Consider the following 24,243-nt stretch of genomic DNA (forward strand, 5'->3'; position numbering starts at 1 on the left):
GGCAGTGCGAAGCTGTGCCGGACGGAAGCAGGTGAGACCCGCGCCTGACCAGGAGGGAACGCGACATCTTGTGTGCGGACCGCGACGGAGTCCCGGAGCTCAGCAGGCGATACCGGTGGAGTGCTGGACGAGGTCGACGCGGAAGGACTGCTCGACCGGGTCGTGGACGACTCCGGGCAGGGGCGCGAGGTAGCACCCGCGCAGATTGCCGATCATCTGGGCGGTGCTGCGGTCGTCGAGCAGCGGCCCGCTCATGGGCAGGGCCCTGCCGCTGCCGTCGGTGATGTCGGCCAGGTAGAGGCCGTCCTCGACGTCGTCGCAGAGCAGCACCAGCTCCCGGGCCTGCGGGTACCGGGTCCGGACCCGGATCGTCAGCTCCTGCAGGGCGGCGCAGGTGAGCTCGAAGCGGGCCAGCTGGAAGTTGCGTCGGGCGGTCTCGAACCGCGGGGTCGAGGTGGTCGGGCCCTGCAGGTCCGGGGGAGAGGTGGGGGCGTTCCTCATGATTCCGAGGCTATCGCCGGGCTCCGACAAGGCCTCGCGGCCTGCCGCGACGACGACGGCGCGGCGGCAGCGACCGCCGGCGGGCGCGGGCCCAGGTGGTCACGGGAGCGTGCGTCCTCACGGCGTCACCCCGGGCGGGTGATCATCGGTGGAACCGAAGGGGTTCATGATGGGGTGGGATGCGCCCCCGAGGACACCCCCGGTGGTCAGGAGGTGGCCGTGCCGGCAGCAACACTGGCGAGCCTGCCGATCGCGGTGGGCCTGCTCGCCGCGTCCATGCCCGTCGCCGTGCTCGTGCTGATGCTCGTCACCGGCGGGCGGCGGGGCGCGGTCACCGGGTTCCTGCTCGGATGGGTCGCCGGGATCGGGGCGGTCGCCGCCCTCACCCTCGCGGTCATCGACACGAGCCTGCCCCGTGACGACCCCGCGCCGTGGGCCGGGGTCCTGCGCGTCGTGCTCGGCGCAGCCCTGCTCCTGCTGGGCCTCAAGCAGTGGCGCAGTCGCACCCGGGCGGACGCGGAGCCGGGGCGGTGGATGACGGCCGTCGACACCATGACCCCCGCACGCGCCCTGCTCGTGGCCTTCCTGCTGGTCGCGGTGAACCCGAAGAACGCCGTGCTGGTCGTCTCGGGGGCGGCCGCGATCGGGACCGCCACGTCCGTGGTGGTCCACCAGGTGGCCGCACTGGCGCTGTTCACGCTGGTGGCCAGTCTGGGGGTGGCCGCACCGCTGCTGCTCCGCGTGGCGCTGGGAGACCGTGCCGACCCGGTGCTGGCGGCCGCGAAGGCGTGGATGACCGCCAACAGCGCCCTGGTGATGACCGTCGTGCTGGTGGTCATCGGGGCCGTCCTGCTCGGCAACGGCCTCAGCGGGCTGCGCTCCGGCTGACCGGCTCGCCCGGGGGAGCGTCCGTGCCGCCGCACGGACCGAGGGGCTGCGGGCGGCGTGCGCTCGCCGGCCCGTGCCCCGCTGCGCCGGAGCAGCCGTGGGCCGGTCGTCAAGGGGTGACGATGGCGAACCCCGGATCAGGGGTGTCGAGAGCCGCCAGCAGCCGCTCGACCGCGCCGGCGTCGCCGTCGACCACGACACCCGCAGCGGTGAGCGCGGCCGGGTCCGCGGCGGCGAGGCGCGGCAGGACCGCGGCGGGCAGGCGCAGGACGGCATCGGCGCGGGCGCCCGGCGGGGAGACCGTGTGGGTGAGCACACCGTTGCGCAGCTCCAGCCGGTAGCGGGCGCCGGTGTCGGTGAGCTCGAGCGCCAGGACGAGGTGCTCGTGCCAGCAGCGGGGGCCGTCGACCCGCACGGCGAGCGCGTCGAAGAGCTGCTCGGGGGTGAGCTGGGCCAGCACGTCGGCGCCGGCGGCGCTCGCCGGGGTGCCGCCGGTGCCGTGGCGCAACTCGTGCGCGCCGGAGAGATAGGCGCAGCGCCAGGTGCCGTTCTCCGCGCCGTAGCCGAGCTGCTCGTACGTGTCGGCGAGCAGCTCCCGGGCGGCCTCGTGGTCGGGGCGGGCGAAGACCACGTGGTTCAGCACCTCCGCCGCCCACCGGAGGTCACCGGCGGCGAAGGAGGTCCGGGCCTTCTCGACGACGGCGTCCGCCCCGCCCATGAACTTCACGTAGCGGCCGGCGGCCTCGACCGGTGGGTGCGGCCACAGATGCGCTGGATTGCCGTCGTACCAGCCCATGTAGCGCTGATAGACGGCCTTCACGTTGTGGCTGACGGACCCGTAGTAGCCGCGGGCGTGCCAGGCGTTCGCCAGGGCCGGGGGCAGGACCATGACCTCGGCGATCTCCGGGCCGGTCAGGCCCTGGTTGAGCATCCGCAGGGTCTGGTCGTGCAGATAGGCGTAGAGGTCGCGCTGCAGGGCGAGGAAGGAGACCGCCCGCTCCCGGCCCCAGGTCGGCCAGTGGTGGGAGGCGAATACGACCTCGAGGTCGTCGCCGAACAGTCCGATCGCCTCGGTAAGGTAGCCGGCCCAGCCGTGCGCGTCGCGGACCTGTGCGCCGCGGATGGTGAGGATGTTGTGCAGCACGTGCGTGGCGTTCTCCGCGGTGCACAGCGCGTGCAGGTCCGGCAGGTAGAGGTGCATCTCCGCCGGTGCCTCGCTGTCCGGGGCCATCTGGAACGCCATGCGCACGCCGTCGAGGACCTCTTCCTGGCCGGTCGTCGTGATCTCCCGGGTCGGCGGGAGGAGCCCGACGCCGCCCGTCGACGTGGTCTGCCCGAGGCCCGCGCCGACCTGTCCCCGGGGCCCGCGCGGCAGTGCGGCACCGTACATGTACGCGGCCCGGCGGGCCATGGCGGCACCGGCGTAGACGTTCTCGCTCACGGCGTGCCGGGTGAACCCCTGCGGCCCCAGCACCGGCACGGCGCCGGAGTCGACGTCGTCCGGGGGCACCACGCCGCGGACGCCGCCGAAGTGGTCGACGTGGCTGTGCGTGTAGACCACCCCCGTGACCGGCCGGTCCCCGCGGTGGGCCCGGTACAGGCCCAGGGCGGCCGCAGCCGTCTCCGCGGAGATCAGCGGGTCGAGCACGACCACCCCGCGCGTGCCCTCGATGAAGCTGACGTTGGACAGGTCCAGCCCGCGGACCTGGTAGAGCCCGGGGACCACCTCGAACAGCCCCTGCATCGCGTTCAGCCGCGACTGCCGCCACAGGCTCGGGTTAACCGTGGGCGGGGCGTCGCCGCCCAGGAACGCGTACGAGTCGTTGTCCCACACCACCCGGCCCTCGGCGTCGCGGACCACCCCCGGCGCCACCGCCCCCAGGAAGCCCCGGGCGGCGTCGGCGACGTCCTGGTCGTCGTGCCACGGCAGCGACGCCATCAGCTCCTGGTGCGCCGCGACGATCGATGCGCCGGCCGGCTTCTGCGTCGGGTCCACAGCTGGTCCTTCCCCCGTTGTGCCGGTGTCCGCCGTCGACCGGGGCGGCTCCGGCGGCTCTCCGGGTCCAGGATCGCCCGCCGGGCCCGTTGTCCGCCTCACCCGGAACGGATGAACCGGTGGTGCGGCCTCCGCCGGCCCCGGGGTCGGCGCCGGTTCCGCGGCGCCGTCACGCCGTGGCGGGGCCGCCCGGCTACGGCCCGCCCGCATGCCGGTCGAGCGCCCGGCGCCGTCCCAGTTCGTGGGCGGACACCGCCACCAGGGTCAGCACCAGCAGCGGCAGCACGAACGACACCAGCACGGCGGTGAAGCCCACCAGGGCATCGTGCTCGGCGGCCTCCAGCACCACGTACCCGGTGTAGAGCAGGTACAGGAGCAGGAACAGGCCGCCCTCCCACCGGGCCACGGCGAATCCGGTGAACGCGATGGGCAGCAGCGCCACCGCGGCCGCGAGCATCACCGGGATGTCCAGGGCCACCGCCGCCGCCGGCACGGGCAGTCCGCCGGCGAACAGCATCGCCGGCACCCCGAGCACCAGCCCGAGGTTCAGCAGGCAGCTGCCCACCACGTTGCCCACGGCGAGGTCCCGCTGCCCGCGGCGCACCGCGATGACCGAGGTGGCCAGCTCGGGCAGGGACGTCCCCACCGCGACGACCGTGAGCCCGATCACGAGACCGCTGACCCCCAGGGCCCCGGCGATGCTGACCGCTCCGTCGACGAGGACCGTGGCTCCGACCACCAGCAGCCCGACCCCCACCGCGACGAGGGCCAGCGAGAGCACGACGGAGGCCCCCGGCGTCGGCCCGGGCCCGGATCCGGCGGGCGACCGACCCGTCGGCGGGCCGTGCGGGGTGGCCGGAGACCTGGCATCGCGGCGACCGATCAGCACGGTCAGCACACCGTGGACGACCACCGCCGCGAACAGGAGTGCGCCGTCCACGCGGTCGACCCGGCCGTCCAGGGCGACGAGCAGCAGCGTCGTGGACACCAGCACCAGCAGGGGCAGATCGAAGCGCAGCAGCTGGTGGCTGACCGCCGCCGGTGCCAGCAGCGCGGTCAGCCCGAGCACGAGGAGCACGTTGGCGATGTTGCTGCCCACCACGTTGCCCAGCGCCAGTCCCGGTTCCCCGCCCAGGACGGAGCTGACGGTGACCGTCAGCTCCGGGGCCGAGGTGGCGAACGAGACCACGGTCAGCCCGATGACCAGGCCCGAGAGCCCCACGCGCGCGGCCAGCGCGGAGGCTCCGCGCACCAGCAGCTCCCCGCCCGAGACCAGCAGCGCCATCCCCACCACGATGCGACCCACGTCCAGGACCGTCATGGGCGCCAGTCTAGATCCGGGGCAGATGGAGGCCCCGGTCGTCACCGGACAATGACTGCGGTCTCCGGGACGAGCCGAACCGGCGGCAGAGGCCTGACCCGGCGAGGTCGACGACCGGCCGGCCGGTCACGGCACGAGCTTCCCGAGCCCGGGCGAGGACGTCCTCCCGGGCGCCCCTGACCGCCCCGCGGCGCAGCGCTCAGCCGCGGACCCCCGGGGTGGACCAGGCGATCGTCCCCGCGACCGTGCCGGTGTGCTCGACGAGCTCAAGCTCGCGCACCGGCAACAGAGCGCCGGGGGCGTGACCGTCGGACTCGCAGCGCACCAGCACCACCATGCCCAGGGACGCCGGTTCGTAGACGGCGCACAGCACGATCTCACCGGCCCGCAAGTTCAGTCCCGGCCGGTCGGTGCGCACCCGGTAGCGCGAGAGGGGCGTGACCGGGGCGGTGGGCCGGACCTGCGGGTCCGTGCCGACGCCGATGCCGGGCAGCGCGGGCCGGGCCGTGCGGCGGTGCTCGGGGCGGGCGGCCCGGCGGGAGCCGGTGGGAACAGGGGTCGGTGCGGGGGCGCTCATGGTCCTCCGGGGGTGCTGTGCGTCACGATCTGCGGCGCATCCCGATCGTGGCATTCCCCCCTGGCCGGTGCCTCGGGCGCGGCTGGGTGTTCACCGGCACCCCGGCCGCCCTACCCTGGACCCACGCCGGAGAGGAGAGCGGCCATGCGGATTCTCGTAGGACACGCCAGCGCGCACGGATTGACGGCGGAGATCGCCCGGCGGATCGCCGAGGTGCTGCGCGGCCAGGGGGCATCGGTCGACGTCGAACGGATGGGGCGGATCACGGACCCCGGTGGCTACGACGCCGTGGTGCTCGGCAGCGCCGTCCACCACCAGGCCTGGCTGCCCGAAGCCACCGGATTCGTCCGCCGCCACCGGGGCGACCTGCTCGCCCGGCCCGTCTGGCTGTTCAGCGTGGGGATGTCGGCCGGGCTGCCGCGGTTGCTCCGCAGGCCCGCGCACCGGGCCCAGGACCGGCGCCTGGCGGCGGCCCTGCGCGACGTCGTGCGTCCGCGCGGGCACCTGCTCCTTTCGGGAGTGACCGGGCCCGACCTGCTGCCGGGCGCGGCCGGGCTGCTCTTCCGGGGGATCGGCGGCCACTTCGGCGACCACCGGGACTGGGCAGAGATCGAGGCCTGGGCCCGGCGGATCGCCCGGGAACTGAGCGATGACCCCGCGATCACCTCCGCGGGATCCTGAGCCCGCCGCTGCCATCGCGCCCACGACGCACGCGTGCTCCGGCGCTCGCCGGGCCGAAGGGCTCCGTGGCGGCCCGGCCGCAGGGCGGGGCCGCCACGGGCGACGCGCGCCGCTGGACGGGCGCTGCGCTGCGGCAGGCCCACGCCCCCCGACGTGACCTGCCTCGTCGGGCCGCTCCGCGTGGACTCCGTCCACGCTGCGCGAGCGGCTCGCCGACACGGCCGAGCCTACGCGGGCGTCCGACGCCGCGGCAGCCCCCACTTGTGGGCACAGGCGCCCGCACCCGGTGACCCGGTGTGCGCGGCGCAGGGTCGCCGTGTGACCCGGTGAACACCAGGTGAAAGGTTCCACAGCCTGCTTCCTGTTCGCGGCGCGGGCTCCTATCCTGAGAGGGACAGCGTCGTCGAGCACCCCGCCCGGCGCCGGGACCTGTTGTGTGTCCCGGTGCGTTCGACGATCTGGAGGTCCACCTGATGAGTGTTGCCGATCCGGAGTTCGTGCCCTCCGGCACCGAGTCCGTGCGGATCTCCCCGGGCATCGGCGTCGGGGTGTCGGTCGAGCCCACGCCGGCGGTCGACGTGTCCGGTCTGTCCCGGTGCCGGGTGCTCGCCGACCGGCCGGGTCTGGGCCTGCGCGCGGGGGAGATCGTGCTCTGCGCCCCCTACGCGCCGGCCGAGCTGGGCATGGTGGTGCTGGTGCGCTGCGAGGCCGACGGGCACAGCCCCGGCGCCCTGATCTCGGCCGGTGAGGTGGAGGTCCTCGAGCCCGCCCTCGAGCTCGTGGCCCCCCGCACATGGCACCGCCCCGGTCACCGCGCCTGACCGGTCCGGGGCGCTCGGGCCCCACGGCGTCCGCGGCTCCGCACGGCGGGGCGCGACATCCCATCCAGTGCGGGCACAGGAGCGGTCCTTGGCGTGGTGCCACGCGCTCGGCCAGCGCGGGATCGTGCGCAGCGACCTCCGTTCCCGTTTCGGGACCTCCAGCGGCACCGCGCAGGGGGCGCCCATGGCCCTGGAGCTGACCGTCGCCGACCTCGCCAACGGCGGGGCGCCGTCCGCGGGCGTCGCCGTCCCCGGCGGCCCGGCCCGCGGCTGTCCCGATACCGCACGGGCATGCCGGCAACCCGTGCCGGTTCCGTAGGGTGGACCCGGACGGGCGACGCCGTGCCCGTCAGGAGCCGGGAAAGAGGAACCATGACCCCAGAGCTGCCCCCTGCCGTCGACGTGCTGGTGGTCGGCGGCGGACCTGCCGGCCTGTCGGCGGCCACCTGGCTGGGCCGCTACCGCCGCTCCACCCTGGTCGTCGACGCCGGTCAGCAGCGCAACCTGCCCGCCGACCACGCCCACGGCCTGCTGGGCCGGGACCCGGCCACCCCGCAGCAGCTGCTGGCCGAGGCGCGGGCCGGCCTGGCGCAGTACCCCGAGGTGGTCCTCCACCACGGAACGGTCAGTTCCGTGCGGAAGGACGAGAGCGGACGGTTCTGCGCCGTCGTGGACGGTACGGAGGTCTCCGCGCTGCGGGTCGTGCTGGCCACCGGGGTCCGTGACCGGGTCCCGGAGCTCGCCGGCATCCAGGACCACTACGGCACGGACGTGCACCACTGCCCGGCGTGCGACGGGCCCGCCGCGCAGGACCAGGTGGTGATCGTGCTCGGCTCCGGCGACCAGGTCCCCGCCTACGCCGCGGAGCTGCTCGACTGGGCCGACACCGTCCGGATCGTCACCGACTCCGCCGACCCGTGCTTCGCGGAGGACCAGCGGGCGGCACTGGCCGACCACGGTGCCCAGGTGGTGGACGGGGTGGCCGAGGCGCTGGTCGGGGAGCCCGGGGCCCTGGTGGGGGTGCAGCTGGCCGGCGGCGAGCTGGTGGAGGGGGACAAGGTGTTCTTCTCCTACGCCCACCACCCGACCCACGAGCTCGCGCTCGAGCTGGGCTGCGAGCTCGACCACGAGGGCGGGGTCGTCGTCAACGGGTTCCAGCTCACCAGCGTCGAAGGGGTCTACGCCGCGGGGGACATCACCGCGGGACTGCAGCTGGTGCCGATCGCCCTGGGCAAGGGAACGGCCGCGGGCGTGGCCTGCGCAACCTCCCTTCGGGGCCACCCCACGCACGGGGCGAGCCCGGCCCCGCCGACGCGCCGGTTCCGCTCCGGGTGACCGCCCGGCCCCGGCGGAGCTCGGCGCGGCTCAGGCCGCGGTCGCCGGACGGGGGCTCAGCAGCTGCGACTTCTCGGCGGCGAACTCCTCCGGGGTGAGGACGCCGCGGTCGCGCAGGTCCGCGAGCATCGTCAGCTGCTGGGCGCTGGTGGGCGGCGCCGGCTCGGCGCGGGACCGTTGGGTCGCGACGCGCGCCTCCTCGGTGCTGCCGGCCGAGCGCGTCATCAGGTAGATCAGCGTGCCCAGCAGGGGCAGCAGGAGGACGAGGATCGTCCACAGCACCTTGGCCCCGCCGGAGACGTCGTCGCGCCGGAAGATGTCCGCCAGCGCCACGCCCCAGAGCACCGCCAGCGGTGTCCAGATCAGCAGCAGCCACAGGAAGTCCCAGAAGCTCATCGAACCCTCCACGTCGTCCGGCGGCCCACGGCCGCCGCGGGTCCGTTCCAGGCTCCGCGGACGGGGCCGGGCGTGCATCACCCCGTGCGGGTGACCCGGGCCCGCCTCCGCCGCCGCACACTGGAGGTGTCCTGACCGGACCGACCGGGGAGTGCGCCATGATCACGTCCGTTCTCATCCGCTGGGTCGTCCTGGCCGGTGCCGTGGAGCTGGCGGCCTGGATCCTGCCCGGGGTGACCCTGACCGGCGGCGTGCTCGCGCACCTGCTGGTGGCCCTGCTGCTCGGGCTGGTCAACGCCCTCGTCCCCCTGATCACCGCGCGGCTGCCGCAGCCGGGCTCGGTGCTGCTCCTCGGGCTGCTCACCCTGGCGGTGAACGCCGTGCTCGTGTGGGTAGTGGCCGCCGTGACGCCGTGGCTGGCCATCAGCGGGCTGCTCGCCGCGGCGGGCGCCGTGGTGCTGGTCTCCGTGTTCGCCGCCGTGCTCTCCCTGCTCGTGGACCGGTTCATGGCGTCGCGGGACGACCGTTCCGGTCAGGGAGCCCGCGCGACGACGTGAGCGCGGGGCGGCCGCGCCGCCGAGCACGGGACGGTCGGGGCTGCCCGCCGCACCGGTCACCGCGCGGCGACCCGGCGGGTCGCGCGGTGGCCGGTCCGGGCGGTCACGGCCGGGCCTGCGGGTCCAGCTCGACCACCAGGAGGGGCAGCGGCAGCCGGGCGGCGGTGAAGGACACGACCCGGGCGTGCGGGATGCCCTTCTCGCGCACGAACCGGCAGGCCACCAGGCCGTGGTCCCGGTTCTGCCCGACCATCAGGAGCCAGTGCGTGCCCGCGGCGTCGACCGCGTGGGCCTGCCGGTCGAGGTCCTTCCCCGCCGGGTCGCGCGGCGTGCTGCGCTGGGCGAAGCGGGCGGCGTAGGCGGCCATGTCCTCCTCGGTGCGCAGCATCCCGGCGGAGATCCTGCACAGGTCCTGGTGCTGCAGCGCCGGGGCGATGTCCTCCTCGCGCACCTCGAGGATCCGGTCCTCGGTCCCGCCGTCGGCGGCGGGGCGGCCGGTGTAGGTGCGACGGCCGATGCGGCGCACCCGCTCGTCGTTCTTGTGCAGCTCCTGGTAGCCGGCGATCAGAGCCCTGATCTCCTCGTCCAGGTCTCGTCCTCCGGGCTCGTCCCGGCCTCGGGCGGAGGATGACTGCGACACGGATGCCTCCTGGGACTGGGCTCGTGGGCGCTCAGCGCGACGGCGGTGCTCCGGCGGTCGCAGGCGCCGCGGTCACTGGTTGTCGGCCGGGGACCCGGTCCGTGCCTGGACGTCCTCGGCCGGGACGGGTCCGCCCTTGGCCGGATCGGTGTCCAGGCGCCGGTTGTCGGCGGTGGTCGAGTCGGTCAGCGTGTCGTCGTCCACGACCTGCAGGTCCTCCTGCTGCTGCTCGGCGAAGGCCTCGCCGCGGTCCTCGGGCTGCTGGGCGGTCATCGTGACGTTCCTCTCCTCGACGGTGGTGCTCCCGATCCTAGGCGTCTCCTCCGGGTTCCGGGGCGCGCACCCGGGATCGTCCGCCGCCAGCAGACGGAGCAGCCGCTCCAGCTCGGCACGGTCCTCCGCGGCGAGCCGGGAGAAGTACTCGTCGGACTCCCGGCGCCGCGCCTCGCGGACCCGGCCGCGCAGGGCGGCGCCGCGCGGCGTCACGCAGACGAGGGTGGCGCGCCGGTCGGAGCGGTCCGCGAACCGCTCCACCAGCCCCTTCTCCTGGAGCAGGTCCACGACCTCGGTGGCCGAGCGCGGGGCGATGCGCAGCGCCTCGGCCAGGTCCTTCACGCGCCGCCCCGCGGCCCCGCCGCCGCACGTCCCGGCGTCTGCGGCGTCTGCGGCGTCTCCGGAGGCGCGGGAGCCGGAGGGCCCGGCGAGCGCGTCGAGCGCCCGGAACTGGTGCGGGGTGAGGCCGAACGGAGCCAGCTGGGACGCCCACCGGCGGCGCAGCCGGCGGAAGGCGCCGAGCAGGAGCTCGTCCAGGGAGTCCGGGTCGTGGTGGGGCATGGCCCCATCCTAGCGGCCTTGCCGGTTACCTCATAGAGAGGTAACCTCCACAATATTGGCGGAGGAGGATCCCATGACCATCACCCATGCTCCCACGCGCGGGCGTGCCGCCGGTGACGGCTCCGGTCACACCGCCGCCCGCGGTCCCGGGGGCGGCTCCGGTGCGGCCGGTCCGCACGGTGCAGCGCCCCTCGGCGGCGGTGGCGCGGGTCGTGCCGCCCGGCCCGATCCCGCCGATCGGGCGCAGCTGGCCCGCCGTCCCGTGAGCCGGCGACGCATCGCGGCCCTGTTCACCCCGCACCGGGGCACGATCGGCGTGGTCGTGGTCCTCATCACCGCGGCCTCGGTGATCAATCTGGCCCAGCCGTTCCTGGTCCGCGGCGTCATCGACGAGGCCCTGCCCCGGGGGGACACGCGCCTGCTCCTGCTGCTGACCGCCGCGATGGTCGGGGTGGCCGCCCTGACCGCCGTGCTCGGCGTGGTGCAGACCTGGCTGGCCACCGCCATGGGCCAGCAGGTGATGCACGCCCTGCGCGTGGACCTGTTCACCCACCTCCAGGCGCAGTCGCTCGGCTTCTTCACCCGGACCCGGGGCGGGGAGGTGCAGTCCCGGCTCACGCACGACATCTCCGGCATGCAGTCGGTGGTCACCACCTCGGCCACCGGGGTGGCCTCGAACCTCACGACCACCGTGGCCACGGCCGCGGCGATGGTCGCGCTGTCCCCGGCGATGAGCCTGATCTCACTGGTGGTCCTGCCGCCGGCCGTCTGGCTGGCCCGGCGCGTGGCGCTGATCCGCCGCGAGGTGACCGACGAACGCCAGCGCGAGCTCGCCCTGCTGCACACCCAGGTCGAGGAGGGCCTGTCCGTCTCCGGGGTCCGGCTCGCCAAGACCCTCGGCACCACCGGCCGGGACGCGGCCCGCTTCGCCGCCCGCTCCGACCGGCTCGTGCACCTGGAGCTGCGCAGTCAGCTGGCCGGCCGCTGGCGGATGGCCACCATGCAGATCGTCTTCGCGGCGATCCCGGCCGTCGTCTACCTCGCCGCCGGGTTCCCGGCCACCGGTGCGGGCATGAGCATCGGCACCCTGGTGGCGTTCACCGCCCTGCAGGGGGCGGTCTTCCGGCCCCTGATGGGGCTGCTGAACATCGGCGTGCAGTGGGTGGCCGCCCTGGCCTTCTTCAGCCGGATCTTCGAGTACCTCGATCTCGTGCCGCAGATCTCGACCCCGGGCGCCCCTGTCCCGCTGGACCCGAGCACGGTGCGGGGAGAGGTCCGGCTCGAGGGCGTCCGCTTCGCCTACGACGACGGGGTCGAGGTGCTGCACGACGTCGACCTGGTGCTGGCCGCGGGCACCACCACCGCCGTGGTCGGGGCCACCGGTTCGGGCAAGAGCACGCTGGGCTCCCTGCTGCCGCGGCTCAACGACGTCACGCACGGGCGCGTGAGCATCGACGGCACCGACGTGCGGGACGTGGATCCGGCGGAGCTCGCGCGCGTCGTCGGGGTCGTGTCCCAGGAGACCTATCTGCTCCACGCCACGGTGCGCGAGAACCTGCTGCTGGCCGAGCCGGACGCCTCCGACGCCGACCTGTGGCGGGCCCTCGGCGCCGCGCGCATCGCCGACACCGTGGCCGGGCTGCCGGACGGGCTGGACACCCTGGTGGGCGCCCGGGGCCACCGCTTCTCCGGCGGGGAGCAGCAGCGCCTGGCGATCGCCCGCACCGTGCTGCGCGATCCGCCGGTGCTCGTCCTCGACGAGGCCACCAGCGCGCTGGACAACACCACCGAGGCGCAGGTGCAGGCCGCCCTGGACCGCTTGGCGGCCGGCCGGACCACCCTGACCATCGCCCATCGTCTCTCCACCGTGGAGCACGCCGACCAGGTGGTCGTGCTCGACGCCGGCCGCGTGGTCGAGCGCGGCACGCCCGCGCAGCTTCGGGCCGCGGGCGGGCCGTACGCGCGCCTCGCGGCACGGGCCGGCCGGAGCGAGGGTCTCGAGGAGCGGCCCGCACCGCCGGTCCTGCGGTCCTGACGCCGGCGGCGAGACCGTCCGCTGCGCCGGCCGCCGGGGCACCCGGCCCGGCGGATCAGCCGGTCACGGGCACGGGCGCTCGGCGAGCTGGTGCGCCAGGGCCGCGGCGGAGCTCTCCGAGGAGCTGATCCGCCAGTCGACCTCCTTGTCGTAGTGGAACCACACCAGGCCGGTCACGTCCGGCTGGTCGGCCAGGTAGTACACCAGGTGCGCGTTCCACTCCGCCTTGGAGCCCCCCCGCCTCCGCGGAGGCGGTCTCGGCGACGATGATCTCCTTGCCCGGGGCCAGCCGGCGCATCTCCGCCAGGCCCCAGCCGAAGAGCTCCCAGGGCTGCTGCCAGCTCGACCAGCTCTGCGAGGTGCCCCAGTTGTAGCCGTCCAGGGCGACGGTGTCGACGTAGTCGGCGCCGGGGTAGAGGCCGTCCAGCGGGGTGGAGCCCCAGTAGGGGACGTTCGGGTTCCACACCCACTCCACGTTGTCGGCGCCGGCGGCCGTGAAGATGTCGTGGACGTGGCGGTAGGCCGCCACGTAGTCGCCGGCCCCGTTGCCGTTGACGCCCTCCGCCCACGGGTACCAGTTGCCGTTCATCTCGTGGCCGAAGCGCAGCATCACGGGCCCGCCCCAGTCCGCCAGGCGCGTGGCCCAGTCGGTGATGTAGGCGTCGTGGTCGCCGGCGGCGATCCGGTCCAGGGCGTAGGCGGGCTGGTCGAGCCCCCCGCCCCAGACCCACGGCTCCCAGGTCAGCAGCGTCGTGGCCCCGGCGGAGCGGGCCTGCTCCAGCTCCCAGTAGGGGACGGGCTGCCGGAAGTCCTTGTAGCCCAGCACGATCGAGGGCTTCTCCCCGGTGAGCGAGGCGACCTCGGCCAGTTCGCCGCCGGCGGCCGGGCCGCCGGGGGTGCCCACGCCGAAACGCAGGGGGCAGGTCCGGACCTGTGGTCCGGAGGCCGGGGCGAGGGCGGCGGTCGTCATGGACGGCGCCACGGTCGTCGTGGTGGCGGCCAGGTCCGCCGAGGGCGACACGGGGGACTCCGCGGACGCCTCGGGGACGGGATCGGAGGTCGGCTCGGTGAGACGGTCGGTCTTCTTCGACTGGCCGGCGACCGTGGTCGTCCGGTCCTTGGCCGCCTCGGCGGCCGGGGTGAGGACCAGCGAGACGACGGAGGCCACGGCGGCGGCGGACAGCAGGACACGACGGGGCATGGGGGGCTCCTGGATTCGCGGCACGCTGGGGGAGGCACGCCGGCAACGGTGTTTGCAAAAGCATATACCGGAGCGGCGGCGGCCGCGTCACAAAGGACATCGAGGCGGGGGCGTCCGGTCCCGCAGCGCCGTGCGGGGACCGCTGCCGGCCCGGCGCCCCGTCACGGCGTGAGGTCCCGGCCCTCGTCCCGGGTGTGCTTGTCGACGACGGCCCAGAACAGGTCCTCGGGGACGGCCTCGAGGTCCGGGTGGATGGCGGCCAGCTCGTCGATGATGGCGGCGACGTCGTAGTGGTCGTGGACGCCCCCGCGGCGGGCGAGCCGGTTGGCCGCGATCCGGCCCTCGACGTAGGCCGCGTGGTCGCTGTCGGTGAACGCGCTCAGCCCGGCGTCGGCCCACAGCTGCTCGAACTCCGGGTGGCCCTCGGTCACCACGCGCGCGGGGGCGGCCTCCAGATCGGCGGTGTCCAGGGTCGCGGGGCTCCACGCGAGGCCGGTGGCCTTCGAGAAACGGGTGCCGTCGTCGACGGTGACGGTGCGCTCGGACTCGTCGACGACGGTGCGCCGCTCGGTGCGCAGCCCGGCCCCGCCGCGGATCACCACGGCGCGGGCGCCGACGCCGCCCGCGCCGCCGGAGGTGTGGTGGTCGGGCACGAGATCCTCCTCAGGACAAGTGGGACGGGACGAGTGGGACGGGACGAGTGGGACGGGATGAGTGGGACGGGGTGGGAACGACTGGTGTCCGGGAACGGTGGCGGCGTTCCGTCCGGGGCCGGCTCGGACCCGGTGGGTGATGGGCCGACGGTAGCAGTCCCCGCCGACCGCGGGACGCCGCCCCCGCAGCGGGGCCGGTGCGCGGTCGTGGCCCGGGTGGGTGATGATGGAGCGGGGCCGGCCCCACCTCGCGACCGCGGGTGCGCCCGCTCCCGCCGACCGCCCCCTGCCGAAAGTCGTGACCATGCACCGTGCCGAGCCGCCCGCCGACCGAGGCCCCCGGGGAGCCGCGCCGCGGGCCTGGCTGCTGATGGTCTGCATCGGCCTGCTGGCCCTGACCCTGCGCAGCCCCATCGTGGCCCTGGGACCGGTGCTCGGGGAGCTGCGCGAAGACCTGAGCCTCTCCGCCGCCCAGGCCGGGCTGCTCACCAGCATCCCCGTGCTCTGCTTCGCGGTGGCCTCCCCGCTGGCCTCGCTGACGATCCGCCGCGCCGGGGTGGAGTTCGCCATCACCCTCACGCTGCTGGGCGTGCTGGCCGGCACGGTGGTGCGCTCGGCCGGGGACACCGCGGCGACGATGCTGGGCACGGTGCTGATCGGCGTGGCCATCACGGTGGGCAACATCGCCGTTCCCCTGATCATCCGCCGGGACTTCCCCGTGCACCGGCAGGCGGCGGCCACCGGGATCTACACGGCGGCCCTGAACATCGGCTCGACCCTCGCGGCGCTGCTCACCGCCCCGGTCGCCGCGGCGACCGGTTGGCGGATCGGCCTGGCGTCGTCGGTCCTCGCCGTGGTCCTCGCCCTGGTCGTCTGGCTGCCGGCCGTGGGGCGGCGGCGGGCCCTGGTGCCGGAGCCGCAGCCGGCCGCGGCGCCGCGGCCGGCGGGACGCGCGAGCGGACGGTGGGCCACCGCCGGCCTCGCGGCGGGGTTCTCCGGCCAGGCGTTCGCCTTCTACGGCGTCACGGCCTGGCTGCCGACGCTGCTCGTGGAGGACGTGGGGATGTCCCCGGTCGAGGCCGGGGCGGCGTCCTCCTTCTTCCACGTCTTCGCGATCGCCGGAGCGCTCGGGGTCCCGCTGGCGGCCCGCCGCGCCGACACCGCGGCCGTGGCCGCCGCGGTGGGAGCGGGCTGGCTCTTCCTGCCGCTGGGCCTGCTGCTGGCCCCGGAGCAGTGGTGGGCCTGGACGGCCGTCGGCGGCGTGGCCCAGGGCGGCGGGATCACGGTGATCTTCGTCGCCATCATGCGCCTGGCCCACGACGGCCCCTCGGCCGGGCGCATCTCGGCGGTGGTGCAGGGCGTCGGCTACGGCTTCGGCGCCCTGGCCCCGGCGGTCCTCGGGTTCGTGCACGAGCGCACCCAGACCTGGTCCACCTCGCTGCTGGTCGTGCTGGCGGCCACCCTCACGTACCTGGTGTGCACCACGCTGGCCGTGCGCAGCGTCGCCCGGCGACCCCGCTGAGACCACTCCGCTACACCCGGCGCCGATGCGCACGATCCCGCTGAGCACCGCTCCGGCAGACGCGGCCCCGCCGGGTGCCGGTGCGTCCGGTGGGGCACCACCCGGCACGGTGCCGGCCCGTCCTGTGCCCGTCGGGCGCCGTCCCGGCGGTCCGGCCCGGCGGTCCCGGCCCGACGGCGGGGGAGAAAAGCCCCCGGACACGCGCTCGGCGCCGCCGGACGGATCCGGCGGCGCCGAGACGGTGCCGTGCGTGCCGGGGCTCAGCCCACGCCCAGCACCGCGCGGAAGAAGTCGAGGAACATGCCCAGGATCGCGGTGAAGTTGGGGTTGAAGAAGGCGTCGAACGAGCCGTCGAGGGTGATCATGACAGGTCTTTCCGGAGGGGGGTGCAACGGTCCGGGCGGCTGGGGGAGTCGACCGCCCGCGCCCAACCTAGCGGAACCGTTCGCAGTTGCGAATGGTCTTTCGGTCAGTTCTGGGGCGGTGCCCCCGGGCGGGTCGGGGACGGGGCCGCGGCGGAGCGCAGGGCCTGCTCGTGGGCCCGCGCCTCCTCCCCGCCGATGGCCTCCCCGCGGGCCACCATGCCGGCGGTGTCCGACAGGGGGATCTGCTTGAGGAGCACCGCCAGGAGGAAGGCCACGAGCATGAACGGGATGAGGTACCAGAACACCGGGGCGAGGGACTCCGCGTACGCGGCGACGACGCCCTCGCGGACGGGCTCGGGCAGCCGCGCCAGCGTCTGCGGGTCCAGGGTCGCCGTGGCCTGCCCGGCCTGCTCGGCGGAGGCGCCGGCGCCGGTGAAAACCGCTGTGAGCCTCTCGGAGAGGTTGGTGGTGAAGATCGCCCCGAAGATCGCCACGCCGAGGGCCGCGCCGACCTCGCGGAAGTAGTTGTTGGTGCTCGTGGCGGTGCCGACCAGCGACGGGTCCACGGCGTTCTGCACCACGAGGACGACGACCTGCATGATGAGGCCCAGCCCGGCGCCGAACACGAACAGGTACACGCAGATCAGCCAGATCGGCGTGGCCGCGGTCAGGGTGGTCATGGCGAGCATGGCGGACGCGGTGACGAGCGTGCCCGTCGGCGGATAGGCCCTGTACCGGCCCGTGCGGGAGATCCTCAGCCCGGACCAGATCGAGGTGCCCATCAGTCCGACCATCATGGGGACCATGAGCAGCCCGGACTCCGCCGCCGAGGTGCCCGAGGACATCTGCAGGAACGTCGGGACGAAGGCGATGGCGGCGAACATGCCCAGGCCCAGGGTGAAGCCGATGGCGGTGGCGTTGACGAACACCGGGTTGCGGAACAGCCCCAGGGGGATGATCGGGTCCTCGGCCCGGGTCTCGTTCCACACGAACAGCCCCGCGGCCACGAGCAGCCCCCCGGCCCAGGCCCACGTGCCGGGCGCGCTCCAGCCGTGCTCGGCGTCCCCGCCGAACTCGGTGAAGAAGATCAGGCAGGTCGTCGCGGCGGACAGCAGCAGGACGCCGGCGACGTCGATCCTGCGGGTCGCGCGCTTGTGCGGCAGCGTGAGGGTGAACCAGGCGATCGCGAAGGCCGTGATGCCGATCGGGATGTTGATGTAGAAGGCCCACTGCCAGGTCAGGTGGTCCACGAAGTAGCCCCCGAGCAGCGGCCCCGCCACGGCGGAGAGCCCGAAGATGCCCCCCAGCGGACCCATGTACTTGCCGCGCTCGGAGGCCGGCACGATGTCGGCGATGATCGCCTGGGAGAGGATCATGAGCCCGCCGCCGCCCAGGCCCTGGAGCGCGCGGAAGGTGACGAACTGCCAGAACCCGGTGGCCACGGCGCAGCCGACGGAGGCGAGGGTGAACAGGGCGATGGCGACCAGGAACAGGTTGCGCCGGCCCAGGACGTCGCCGAACTTGCCGTAGACGGGCATGACGATGGTGGTGGCCAGCAGGTAGGCCGTGGTGATCCAGGCCTGGTGCTCCACGCCGCCCAGATCGCCGACGATGGTCGGCATGGCGGTGGAGACGATCGTCTGGTCGAGGCTGGCGAGCATCATCCCGGCGATGAGGGCGGAGAAGATGATCCAGATGCGTCGCTGGGTCAGCACCAGCAGCGGCGCGTCCTGCGCGACCGCGGGCGGGGTGGTGGTCATGGGCTTCCTTCGATGTCCGAGGACGGGTCTGCGGGGGGTGCGGCTCCGGGGGAGGCGGCCGGGGGGATGCCCGCGGGCCCCTCCGCCGACGCCGGCGGGACGGCGGCGGGAGCACAGAACAGGATCCCCGCCAGGCGGACGTTGCGCGCCAGCCGGTCGGCGAACTCCGCCGACGGCGGGGACTCCTCCGGGTCCGGACCGGCGGGACGCCCCTCGAGGAGCTCGTGCACGGTGTGCCCGGCCAGATGCGAGATGGCGGCCGCGGCGACGCCGGGGAACGGGTCGCCGGCCGCGCAGCCCTGCCGGCGGGCGATCAGTGCCGCGAGCTGGGCCACGTGGCGGTCCATCGACTCCGCGAGCCGCTGCAGGAGCACCGGCTCCCGCCGCAGGACCTCCAGCATCAGGGCCCGGTCGTGCGGTCCCTCCAGCAGCGCGAAGGACCGGACGACGAGCTGCTGGAGCGCCTCCAGGAGACCCGGTCCCCGTGGATCGCGGCCACCGGCCACGAACTGCTCCCCGAAGGCCTCGAGCGGGTCCCGCGCCGGGGTGCCCAGCACGGCGTCGTCCTTGGAGGCGAAGTAGTTGAAGAACGTCCGGCGGGAGATCCCGGCCTCGGCGCACAGCTGCTCCACGGTGAAGCCGCCCAGGCCGTGGACGGCCGTGAGCCGGCGGGCGCCGGTGATCAGCGCTCGCCGGGTGCGGCGCATCCGCTGCTCCCGTGCGCCGTCGCTCATCGGGCTCGCCCCGGATCCGTCAAAGATTGCACTCTCCCAAGCATAGTGCAATTCAGGATGGTCGATGTCCTGGTGCGGGAGAACCGCCCCTCCGTAGGCTGGGAGAAGCCCGCACCCGCACCGGAGGAGGCCCGCCATGGCCGAACACGACGACGCCGGACTGCAGCTGATCGGCCTGCACGGACGCAAGCAGGCGGGCAAGGACAGCTGCGGGGACCGCCTGGTGAGCGCCCACGGCTACTCCCGGGTGGCCTTCGCCGATCCGCTGCGGCTGTTCCTGGTCCGCCTCGACCCGCTCGTGGGCGTGCGGGCCGGCCGGCCGCTGCGGCTCTCCACGGTCCTCGCCGAGGCCGGCGGGGACTGGGGCCGGCTCAAGGACGAGACGCACGACCCCGTCCACCGGGAGGTCCGCACCCTGCTGCAGAAGATCGGCAACGAGGCCGGCAAGGCCGTCTTCGGAGAGACGGTCTGGGCCGACCGCGGCCTGGAGACCGCCCGGCGGCTGGGCGGGCGGGTCGTGTTCACCGACGTGCGCTTCGACGTCGAGGCCGCCGCCATCACCCGGGCGGGCGGCCGCGTGGTGCACGTGGTGCGCCCGGGCCCCACCGGTCCGGAGGACCCGCACCCCTCCGAGGCGGGCATCGGCCCGCACTGGATCAGCGCCACCCTCGTCAACGACGGGACGCTCCAGCAGCTGTGGGCGAAGGTCGACGCCCTGGTGCTCAGCGGGCCGAGGGACCCGCGCTGAGACCGACCAGCTCGGCGCTGCGCTCCCAGAGGGCGTCGGCGAGCGCGTCGTCCTGCGCTCGCGGGTTCGTGCGGGCCGGCTTCTTCTTCTCGTAGTAGCCCCCGGAGCGCCAGTCCCGCCCGGGCGTGCCCTCGGCCAGCCACACCAGGGTCTCCGCGCCGCGTTCGGGACTGATCATCAGCCGGCGGCCCAGGCGGGTGCCGTAGAGAAAGCGCAGGGGAGTGCTGGTCGAGGAGGCGAAGTTGGTCGCCACGCCCCCGGGGTGGAACGCCGCGGCGGCCAGCCCCTGCTCGCCGTGGCGGCGGGCGAGAGCACGAGCGAAGAGGATGTTGGCGAGCTTGGTGTCCCCGTAGGCCCGCTGCGGCGACCACCGCCGGTCGTCGCCGAGGTCCTCGGGGCGGAACCGGCCCAGCCGGGCGGCCACGCTCGAGGTGTTCACCACCGCCGCCCCGCTCTCCAGCAGCCCGTCCAGCAGCAGCTGGGTGAGCAGGAACGGCGCCAGGTGGTTGACCTGCCACGTCATCTCGTGCCCGTCCTCGGTGAGCTCACGGCGGTCGAAGATCCCGCCCGCGTTGTTGACCAGCACGTCGATCCGCGGCACCGCCTCCCGCAGCTCCCCGGCGAGGCGGCGCACGTCGGCCAGCCGCGCGAAGTCGGCGCTGAAGTGCCGGGCTCCGAGCGGACGGGCCACCGCGGCGGTCTTCTCGGCCGAGCGGCCGACGACCACCACCTCGTGCCCGTCGGCGGAGAGCCGGCGTGCGGCGGCGGCGCCGATGCCGTCGCTGGCACCGGTGATCACGATCGTGCGCGGGTCGTCCTGCTGCTCCACGGGTCCTCCTCGGACGAACGGTGCGAAATAAACGGTGCGAAGGAAAAGCTTCGGAAGAGACGGCGTGGGCCCAGGATAGCCGCGCGGCGGGGACGGACCCGCTGCGCGGGCGGAATAAGCGGCCGGGCGGAGCCGTTGCGGCACGCATGACGGAAAACACCACCACCGTGCCCGCGACCATCGACCTCCAGGACCTCGGGACGGTGCACCGTCTCGGCTTCGGCGCCATGCGCATCGTCGGCGAGGGCGTGTGGGGAGAGCCCGCCGACCGTGACAACGCCGTGCGCGTGCTGCGCCGGGCCGTGGAGCTGGGCGTCGACTTCATCGACACCGCCGACGCCTACGGCCCCGACGTCAGCGAACGGCTCATCGCCGAGGCCCTCCACCCGTATCCCGCCGGCCTGCGGATCGCCACCAAGGTCGGCTTCGCCCGCACCGGACCCGGGCAGTGGATCCCGCTGGGCCGCCCGGAGTACCTGCGCCAGCAGGCGGAGCTGAGCCTGCGCAAGCTCCGCGTCGACGCCCTCGACCTGCTCCAGCTGCACCGGATCGACCCCCAGGTCCCGGCCGAGGAGCAGTTCGGCACCCTGCGCGAGCTCCAGCAGGAGGGCAAGGTCCGGGCGCTGGGACTGTCCCAGGTGACGGTCGAGCAGCTCGCGGCCGCCCAGGACCACTTCGCCGTCGCCACGGTGCAGAACCGCTACAACCTCACCGACCGCTCCTCCCAGGACGTCCTGGACCACGCCGCCGAGCACGGCATCGGCTTCATCCCCTGGGCCCCGATCTCGGCCGGGGAGCTGGCCTCCCCGGGCGGGCCGGTCGCAGCGGCCGCCGAGCGGCTCGGCGTCACCACGTCCCAGATCGCGCTGGCCTGGCTGCTGCGCCGCTCCCCGGTGATGATGCCCATCCCGGGCACCGCCTCCCTCGAGCACCTCGAGGAGAACATGGGCGTCGCCGGGATCCAGCTCGACGACGCGACCTACGAGGAGCTCACCGCCGCCGGCTGACCCGCCACGGCCCACGGCAACCGCACCGACACCGCACCGCAACCGCAACGGAGGAGCAACCCACCATGGCTCGTGTTCTGATGATCGTCTCGGCCGCCGACGCCCTGACCATGCGCGACGGCACCGTGCACCCCACCGGCTTCTGGGCCGAGGAGCTCGTCGTCTCGCACCGGGTGCTGCGGGAGGCCGGGCACACCGTCGAGATCGCCACGCCCGGCGGGCGCCGGCCCACCGTCGACCAGGTCAGCCTCGCCCCGGAGATGGCCGGGGGCCAGGAGCAGGCCGACGGGTTCCGCGCCTATCTGGAGCAGATCGACGCGGAGCTGTCGGCGCCCCTCGTCCTGTCCGAGGTCGACCCGGCCGACTACGACGCGCTCGTGCTGCCCGGTGGGCACGGGCCCATGGCCGACCTCGTGCAGGATCCGTCCCTCGGCCGGATCCTGTCCGCGGCCGACCGGGCCGGGCGGCTCATCGCCCCGTTCTGCCACGGTCCCGCCGGCCTGCTCAGCGCCCAGGACGACGGAACCTTCCTGTTCGCCGGGCGGCGCCTCACGGCCTTCACCAACGAGGAGGAGCTGGGCGGGGGCACCGGCGAGAACACCCCCTGGTTCCTGGAGACCGTGCTGCGCGAGAAGGGCGCCGTCGTGGAGACCGGGCCCGCGTGGTCCAGCCACGTGATCCGCGACGCCAACCTGGTCACGGGACAGAATCCGCAGTCCAGCCGCGCCGTGGCCGAGGTGGTGCTGGAGGCGCTCGGGGAGTGAGATTCCGAGGGGGCCGGGGCGGCCCCCTCGGCGGCCTGTCCGCTTTCCGCACGGCCTGTTGTCCTGCCGGACACCGGAGCGGAACAATCCGAACCGGTTCAGCAGCGAGCCCATCGACATCTCCGCGCCCCCGGAGGACGTGCCCATGGTCTCCCTGCCCCGCCCCGCCGTGCCGCTGGTGGACGCCCATTACGTCCTGCCGCTGAAGTGGTCCGACGACGAGGACCTGCCCGGTCTCGCCGCCTACCTCGCCGAGGTCGTCCGGTGGCTGCCCGTCACCGTCGTCGACGGGTCCGCGGAGGAGCTCTTCCAGGCCCACCGGCGCGCGCTGCCCGGCGCCGTGCGGCTCCTGCGCCCGGAGCCGTGGCCGGGGGCCAACGGCAAGGTCGCCGGCGTGATGACCGGTGTGCGCCGCGCGGCCGAGGAGCGCATCGTGCTGGCCGACGACGACGTGCGCTACACCCGCGACGCTCTGGCCGCCGTGGTCGGCCTGCTGGCGGAGGCGGAGCTCGTCCGGCCGCAGAACTACTTCCTCGACCTCCCGTGGCACGCCCGCTGGGACACCGCCCGTACCCTGCTCAACCGTGCCCTGGGCGGCGACTACCCGGGGACGCTGGGCGTGCGGCGCTCGGCCCTGCTCGGCGCCGGGGGCTACGACGGCGACGTGCTGTTCGAGAACTTGGAGCTCATCCGCACCGTCACGGCCGCCGGCGGACGGCAGATCCGGGCCCTGGACGTGCTCGTGGGCCGGGTCCCGCCCTGTGCCGCGCACTTCGCCGGTCAGCGGGTGCGGCAGGCCTACGACGACTTCGCGCAGCCGGGACGGCTGGCCGTGGAGCTGACGTGGCTGCCCGTGCTGTTCTGGTCCGCCCGCCGCCCAGTGCGCGTGGCGGGGCTGTGCCTGCTGGTCTGCGCGGTGGCCGAGGCCGGCCGGCGGCGCGCCGGGGGCCGGCGGGTCTACCCGGCGAGCACCGTGCTGTGGGCCCCGGTGTGGGTGCTCGAGCGCTCGGTGTGCGTGTGGGCGGCCCTGGGCGCCCGGTGGCGCGGCGGCGTGCCGTACGCCGGCGCACGGCTGCGCACCGCGGGGCACTCCCGGGCCGCCCTGCGCCGGCGGCTGCGGGAGCGGCAGACCTCGGGCGCGGGCACGCACGGCGAACGCCGGGAGCCGGGCGGCCGACACCGTCCGCCGGAGGGGACCGCCCCCGGCGGCGGGGAGCAGGGCGGTATGCTCAGCACACTGATCGAGTGAGGAGACCCATGTTCACCCCGCACGTGGCCGACGGCATCCATCGCATCACCCATGCCCATGTCAACTGCTATCTCGTCGAGGACGACGACGGCGTCACCCTCGTGGACGCCGGGCTGCCCAGCATGTGGCCCATGCTCCTGGCGGCCCTGGAGGACCGGGGGCGGCGTCCCGACCAGGTGCGCGCGCTCGTGCTGACGCACGCGCACTTCGACCACGTCGGCTTCGCCCGCCGCGCGCAGGAGGAGTGGGGGGTGCCGGTGCTCGGGCACCCCGCCGACGCGCGGCTGGCGGCCCACCCGTACCGGTACCGCCCGGAGCGCAACCGGTTCCTCTACCCCTTCGGCCACCCGCGGTCGCTGCCGCTGCTGGGCCGGATGGCCGCGGCCGGGGCGCTGGCCGTCAAGGGCGTGCGGGACCTCAGCCCCCTGGAGACCGGGACGGCGCTCCCGGTGCCGGGCCGTCCCGTGGTGGTGCACACCCCCGGCCACACGGACGGGCACTGCATCCTCGACCTGCCCGACCGCGGCGCCGTGCTCAGTGGGGACGCGCTCGTGACCCTGGATCCCTACACGGGCCGGCGGGGCCCGCAGATCGTCGCGGCGGCCGCCACCGCGGACACGACCGTGGCCCTGGACTCCCTCGACGCCGTGGCCGCCACCGGGGCCGGCACGGTGCTGCCCGGCCACGGGGACCGCTGGACGCAGGGCGCGGAGGCCGCGGCCCGGCACGCCCGCGCCGTGGGCGCCCACTGACCGGTCCCGGAGGCCTCCGGAGCCCGCGCCGAGCGCACGCGGACACGGGCGGGGGCCCGGGACGGCTCCTTCGTCCC

Annotated in this window: 25 protein-coding genes; 13 read left to right on the top strand and 12 right to left on the bottom strand. The window is 74.7% G+C overall.

Annotation, left to right across the window (positions count from 1 at the left end; genetic code table 11):
- Positions 1–99: 99 nt before the first annotated feature.
- The gene (locus ABL57_RS16380) at positions 100–501 is read right to left on the bottom strand and encodes a hypothetical protein (protein WP_047804547.1); all 402 of its coding nucleotides are present in this window, start codon (positions 499–501) and stop codon (positions 100–102) included.
- 219 nt (positions 502–720) lie between these two features.
- Here ABL57_RS16380 and ABL57_RS16385 point away from each other — a divergent pair, with 219 nt between their 5' ends.
- On the top strand, positions 721–1,389 hold the full coding sequence (locus ABL57_RS16385) for a GAP family protein (RefSeq protein ID WP_047804548.1): 669 nt from the start codon (positions 721–723) through the stop codon (positions 1,387–1,389).
- 109 nt (positions 1,390–1,498) lie between these two features.
- Here ABL57_RS16385 and ABL57_RS16390 read toward each other — a convergent pair whose 3' ends face one another.
- The 3 genes from ABL57_RS16390 to ABL57_RS16400 form a co-directional block, all read right to left on the bottom strand.
- The gene (locus ABL57_RS16390) at positions 1,499–3,385 is read right to left on the bottom strand and encodes an alkyl/aryl-sulfatase (RefSeq protein WP_238986097.1); all 1,887 of its coding nucleotides are present in this window, start codon (positions 3,383–3,385) and stop codon (positions 1,499–1,501) included.
- A gap of 193 nt (positions 3,386–3,578) precedes the next feature.
- Positions 3,579–4,706, bottom strand: a complete 1,128-nt coding sequence (locus ABL57_RS16395) for a calcium/sodium antiporter (RefSeq protein WP_047804549.1) — start codon at positions 4,704–4,706, stop codon at positions 3,579–3,581.
- A 199-nt stretch (positions 4,707–4,905) separates the two neighbouring features.
- Positions 4,906–5,283: a hypothetical protein gene (locus tag ABL57_RS16400; protein ID WP_047804550.1), complete on the bottom strand. Its 378-nt coding sequence runs from the start codon at positions 5,281–5,283 to the stop codon at positions 4,906–4,908.
- Positions 5,284–5,427: 144 nt separating this feature from the next.
- Between ABL57_RS16400 and ABL57_RS16405 the strand changes: the two genes are divergently transcribed.
- The 4 genes from ABL57_RS16405 (at position 5,428) to ABL57_RS16420 (ending at position 8,120) form a co-directional block, all read left to right on the top strand.
- Positions 5,428–5,964, top strand: a complete 537-nt coding sequence (locus tag ABL57_RS16405; protein WP_047804551.1) for a flavodoxin domain-containing protein — start codon at positions 5,428–5,430, stop codon at positions 5,962–5,964.
- A 473-nt stretch (positions 5,965–6,437) separates the two neighbouring features.
- On the top strand, positions 6,438–6,785 hold the full coding sequence (locus tag ABL57_RS16410; protein ID WP_139318527.1) for a hypothetical protein: 348 nt from the start codon (positions 6,438–6,440) through the stop codon (positions 6,783–6,785).
- An 88-nt stretch (positions 6,786–6,873) separates the two neighbouring features.
- A complete protein-coding gene (locus ABL57_RS23180; RefSeq protein WP_047804553.1) occupies positions 6,874–7,104 on the top strand; it encodes a hypothetical protein in 231 nt (76 codons plus the stop codon).
- Between the two features lie 53 nt (positions 7,105–7,157).
- Positions 7,158–8,120, top strand: a complete 963-nt coding sequence (locus ABL57_RS16420) for an NAD(P)/FAD-dependent oxidoreductase (RefSeq protein WP_047804554.1) — start codon at positions 7,158–7,160, stop codon at positions 8,118–8,120.
- Between the two features lie 30 nt (positions 8,121–8,150).
- On the opposite strand, the gene ABL57_RS16425 is transcribed toward ABL57_RS16420, so the two are convergent.
- Positions 8,151–8,516 (bottom strand): SHOCT domain-containing protein, encoded by a 366-nt coding sequence (locus ABL57_RS16425; RefSeq protein WP_047804555.1) that lies wholly within the window; start codon positions 8,514–8,516, stop codon positions 8,151–8,153.
- Between the two features lie 158 nt (positions 8,517–8,674).
- Between ABL57_RS16425 and ABL57_RS16430 the strand changes: the two genes are divergently transcribed.
- A complete protein-coding gene (locus ABL57_RS16430) occupies positions 8,675–9,073 on the top strand; it encodes a phage holin family protein (protein WP_047804556.1) in 399 nt (132 codons plus the stop codon).
- A 103-nt stretch (positions 9,074–9,176) separates the two neighbouring features.
- Here ABL57_RS16430 and ABL57_RS16435 read toward each other — a convergent pair whose 3' ends face one another.
- A complete protein-coding gene (locus ABL57_RS16435) occupies positions 9,177–9,713 on the bottom strand; it encodes a hypothetical protein (protein ID WP_047804557.1) in 537 nt (178 codons plus the stop codon).
- A gap of 72 nt (positions 9,714–9,785) precedes the next feature.
- Positions 9,786–10,547 (bottom strand): MarR family winged helix-turn-helix transcriptional regulator, encoded by a 762-nt coding sequence (locus ABL57_RS21430; RefSeq protein WP_082157510.1) that lies wholly within the window; start codon positions 10,545–10,547, stop codon positions 9,786–9,788.
- Positions 10,548–10,620: 73 nt separating this feature from the next.
- Here ABL57_RS21430 and ABL57_RS16445 point away from each other — a divergent pair, with 73 nt between their 5' ends.
- A complete protein-coding gene (locus ABL57_RS16445; RefSeq protein WP_082157511.1) occupies positions 10,621–12,582 on the top strand; it encodes an ABC transporter ATP-binding protein in 1,962 nt (653 codons plus the stop codon).
- Between the two features lie 55 nt (positions 12,583–12,637).
- Here the strand turns inward: ABL57_RS16445 and ABL57_RS16450 are convergent, their stop codons facing one another.
- Both ABL57_RS16450 and ABL57_RS16455 read right to left on the bottom strand, forming a co-directional pair.
- Positions 12,638–13,783, bottom strand: coding sequence for a glycosyl hydrolase (locus ABL57_RS16450; protein WP_053005066.1), 1,146 nt, complete (start codon positions 13,781–13,783; stop codon positions 12,638–12,640).
- A 161-nt stretch (positions 13,784–13,944) separates the two neighbouring features.
- Positions 13,945–14,436 carry a hypothetical protein gene (locus ABL57_RS16455; RefSeq protein ID WP_047804558.1) on the bottom strand — a complete coding sequence of 164 codons (492 nt, stop codon included), beginning with the start codon at positions 14,434–14,436 and terminating at the stop codon, positions 13,945–13,947.
- A 304-nt stretch (positions 14,437–14,740) separates the two neighbouring features.
- Here ABL57_RS16455 and ABL57_RS16460 point away from each other — a divergent pair, with 304 nt between their 5' ends.
- A complete protein-coding gene (locus tag ABL57_RS16460) occupies positions 14,741–15,958 on the top strand; it encodes a CynX/NimT family MFS transporter (protein ID WP_047804574.1) in 1,218 nt (405 codons plus the stop codon).
- A gap of 469 nt (positions 15,959–16,427) precedes the next feature.
- On the opposite strand, the gene ABL57_RS16465 is transcribed toward ABL57_RS16460, so the two are convergent.
- The gene (locus tag ABL57_RS16465; RefSeq protein WP_047804559.1) at positions 16,428–18,083 is read right to left on the bottom strand and encodes an MDR family MFS transporter; all 1,656 of its coding nucleotides are present in this window, start codon (positions 18,081–18,083) and stop codon (positions 16,428–16,430) included.
- Positions 18,080–18,817 (bottom strand): TetR/AcrR family transcriptional regulator, encoded by a 738-nt coding sequence (locus ABL57_RS22760; protein WP_053005068.1) that lies wholly within the window; start codon positions 18,815–18,817, stop codon positions 18,080–18,082. The genes ABL57_RS16465 and ABL57_RS22760 overlap by 4 nt, the downstream gene beginning before the upstream one ends.
- A gap of 136 nt (positions 18,818–18,953) precedes the next feature.
- Here ABL57_RS22760 and ABL57_RS16475 point away from each other — a divergent pair, with 136 nt between their 5' ends.
- Entirely contained in the window at positions 18,954–19,565 is a 612-nt protein-coding gene (locus ABL57_RS16475; RefSeq protein ID WP_047804560.1) for a hypothetical protein, read from the top strand.
- Here ABL57_RS16475 and ABL57_RS16480 read toward each other — a convergent pair.
- The gene (locus tag ABL57_RS16480; RefSeq protein ID WP_047804561.1) at positions 19,540–20,394 is read right to left on the bottom strand and encodes an SDR family NAD(P)-dependent oxidoreductase; all 855 of its coding nucleotides are present in this window, start codon (positions 20,392–20,394) and stop codon (positions 19,540–19,542) included. The genes ABL57_RS16475 and ABL57_RS16480 overlap by 26 nt on opposite strands.
- Positions 20,395–20,540: 146 nt before the next feature.
- Here ABL57_RS16480 and ABL57_RS16485 point away from each other — a divergent pair, with 146 nt between their 5' ends.
- The 4 genes from ABL57_RS16485 (at position 20,541) to ABL57_RS16500 (ending at position 24,166) form a co-directional block, all read left to right on the top strand.
- Positions 20,541–21,401 (top strand): aldo/keto reductase, encoded by an 861-nt coding sequence (locus ABL57_RS16485; RefSeq protein ID WP_047804562.1) that lies wholly within the window; start codon positions 20,541–20,543, stop codon positions 21,399–21,401.
- Between the two features lie 65 nt (positions 21,402–21,466).
- On the top strand, positions 21,467–22,165 hold the full coding sequence (locus tag ABL57_RS16490; RefSeq protein WP_047804563.1) for a type 1 glutamine amidotransferase domain-containing protein: 699 nt from the start codon (positions 21,467–21,469) through the stop codon (positions 22,163–22,165).
- 145 nt (positions 22,166–22,310) lie between these two features.
- Positions 22,311–23,414 (top strand): glycosyltransferase family 2 protein, encoded by a 1,104-nt coding sequence (locus tag ABL57_RS16495; protein ID WP_152683432.1) that lies wholly within the window; start codon positions 22,311–22,313, stop codon positions 23,412–23,414.
- Between the two features lie 8 nt (positions 23,415–23,422).
- Positions 23,423–24,166 (top strand): MBL fold metallo-hydrolase, encoded by a 744-nt coding sequence (locus ABL57_RS16500; RefSeq protein ID WP_047804564.1) that lies wholly within the window; start codon positions 23,423–23,425, stop codon positions 24,164–24,166.
- Positions 24,167–24,243 lie beyond the last annotated feature (77 nt).

It is taken from the genome of Kocuria sp. SM24M-10, assembly GCF_001027955.1.
In the GTDB taxonomy this organism is placed as follows: domain Bacteria; phylum Actinomycetota; class Actinomycetes; order Actinomycetales; family Micrococcaceae; genus Kocuria; species Kocuria oceani.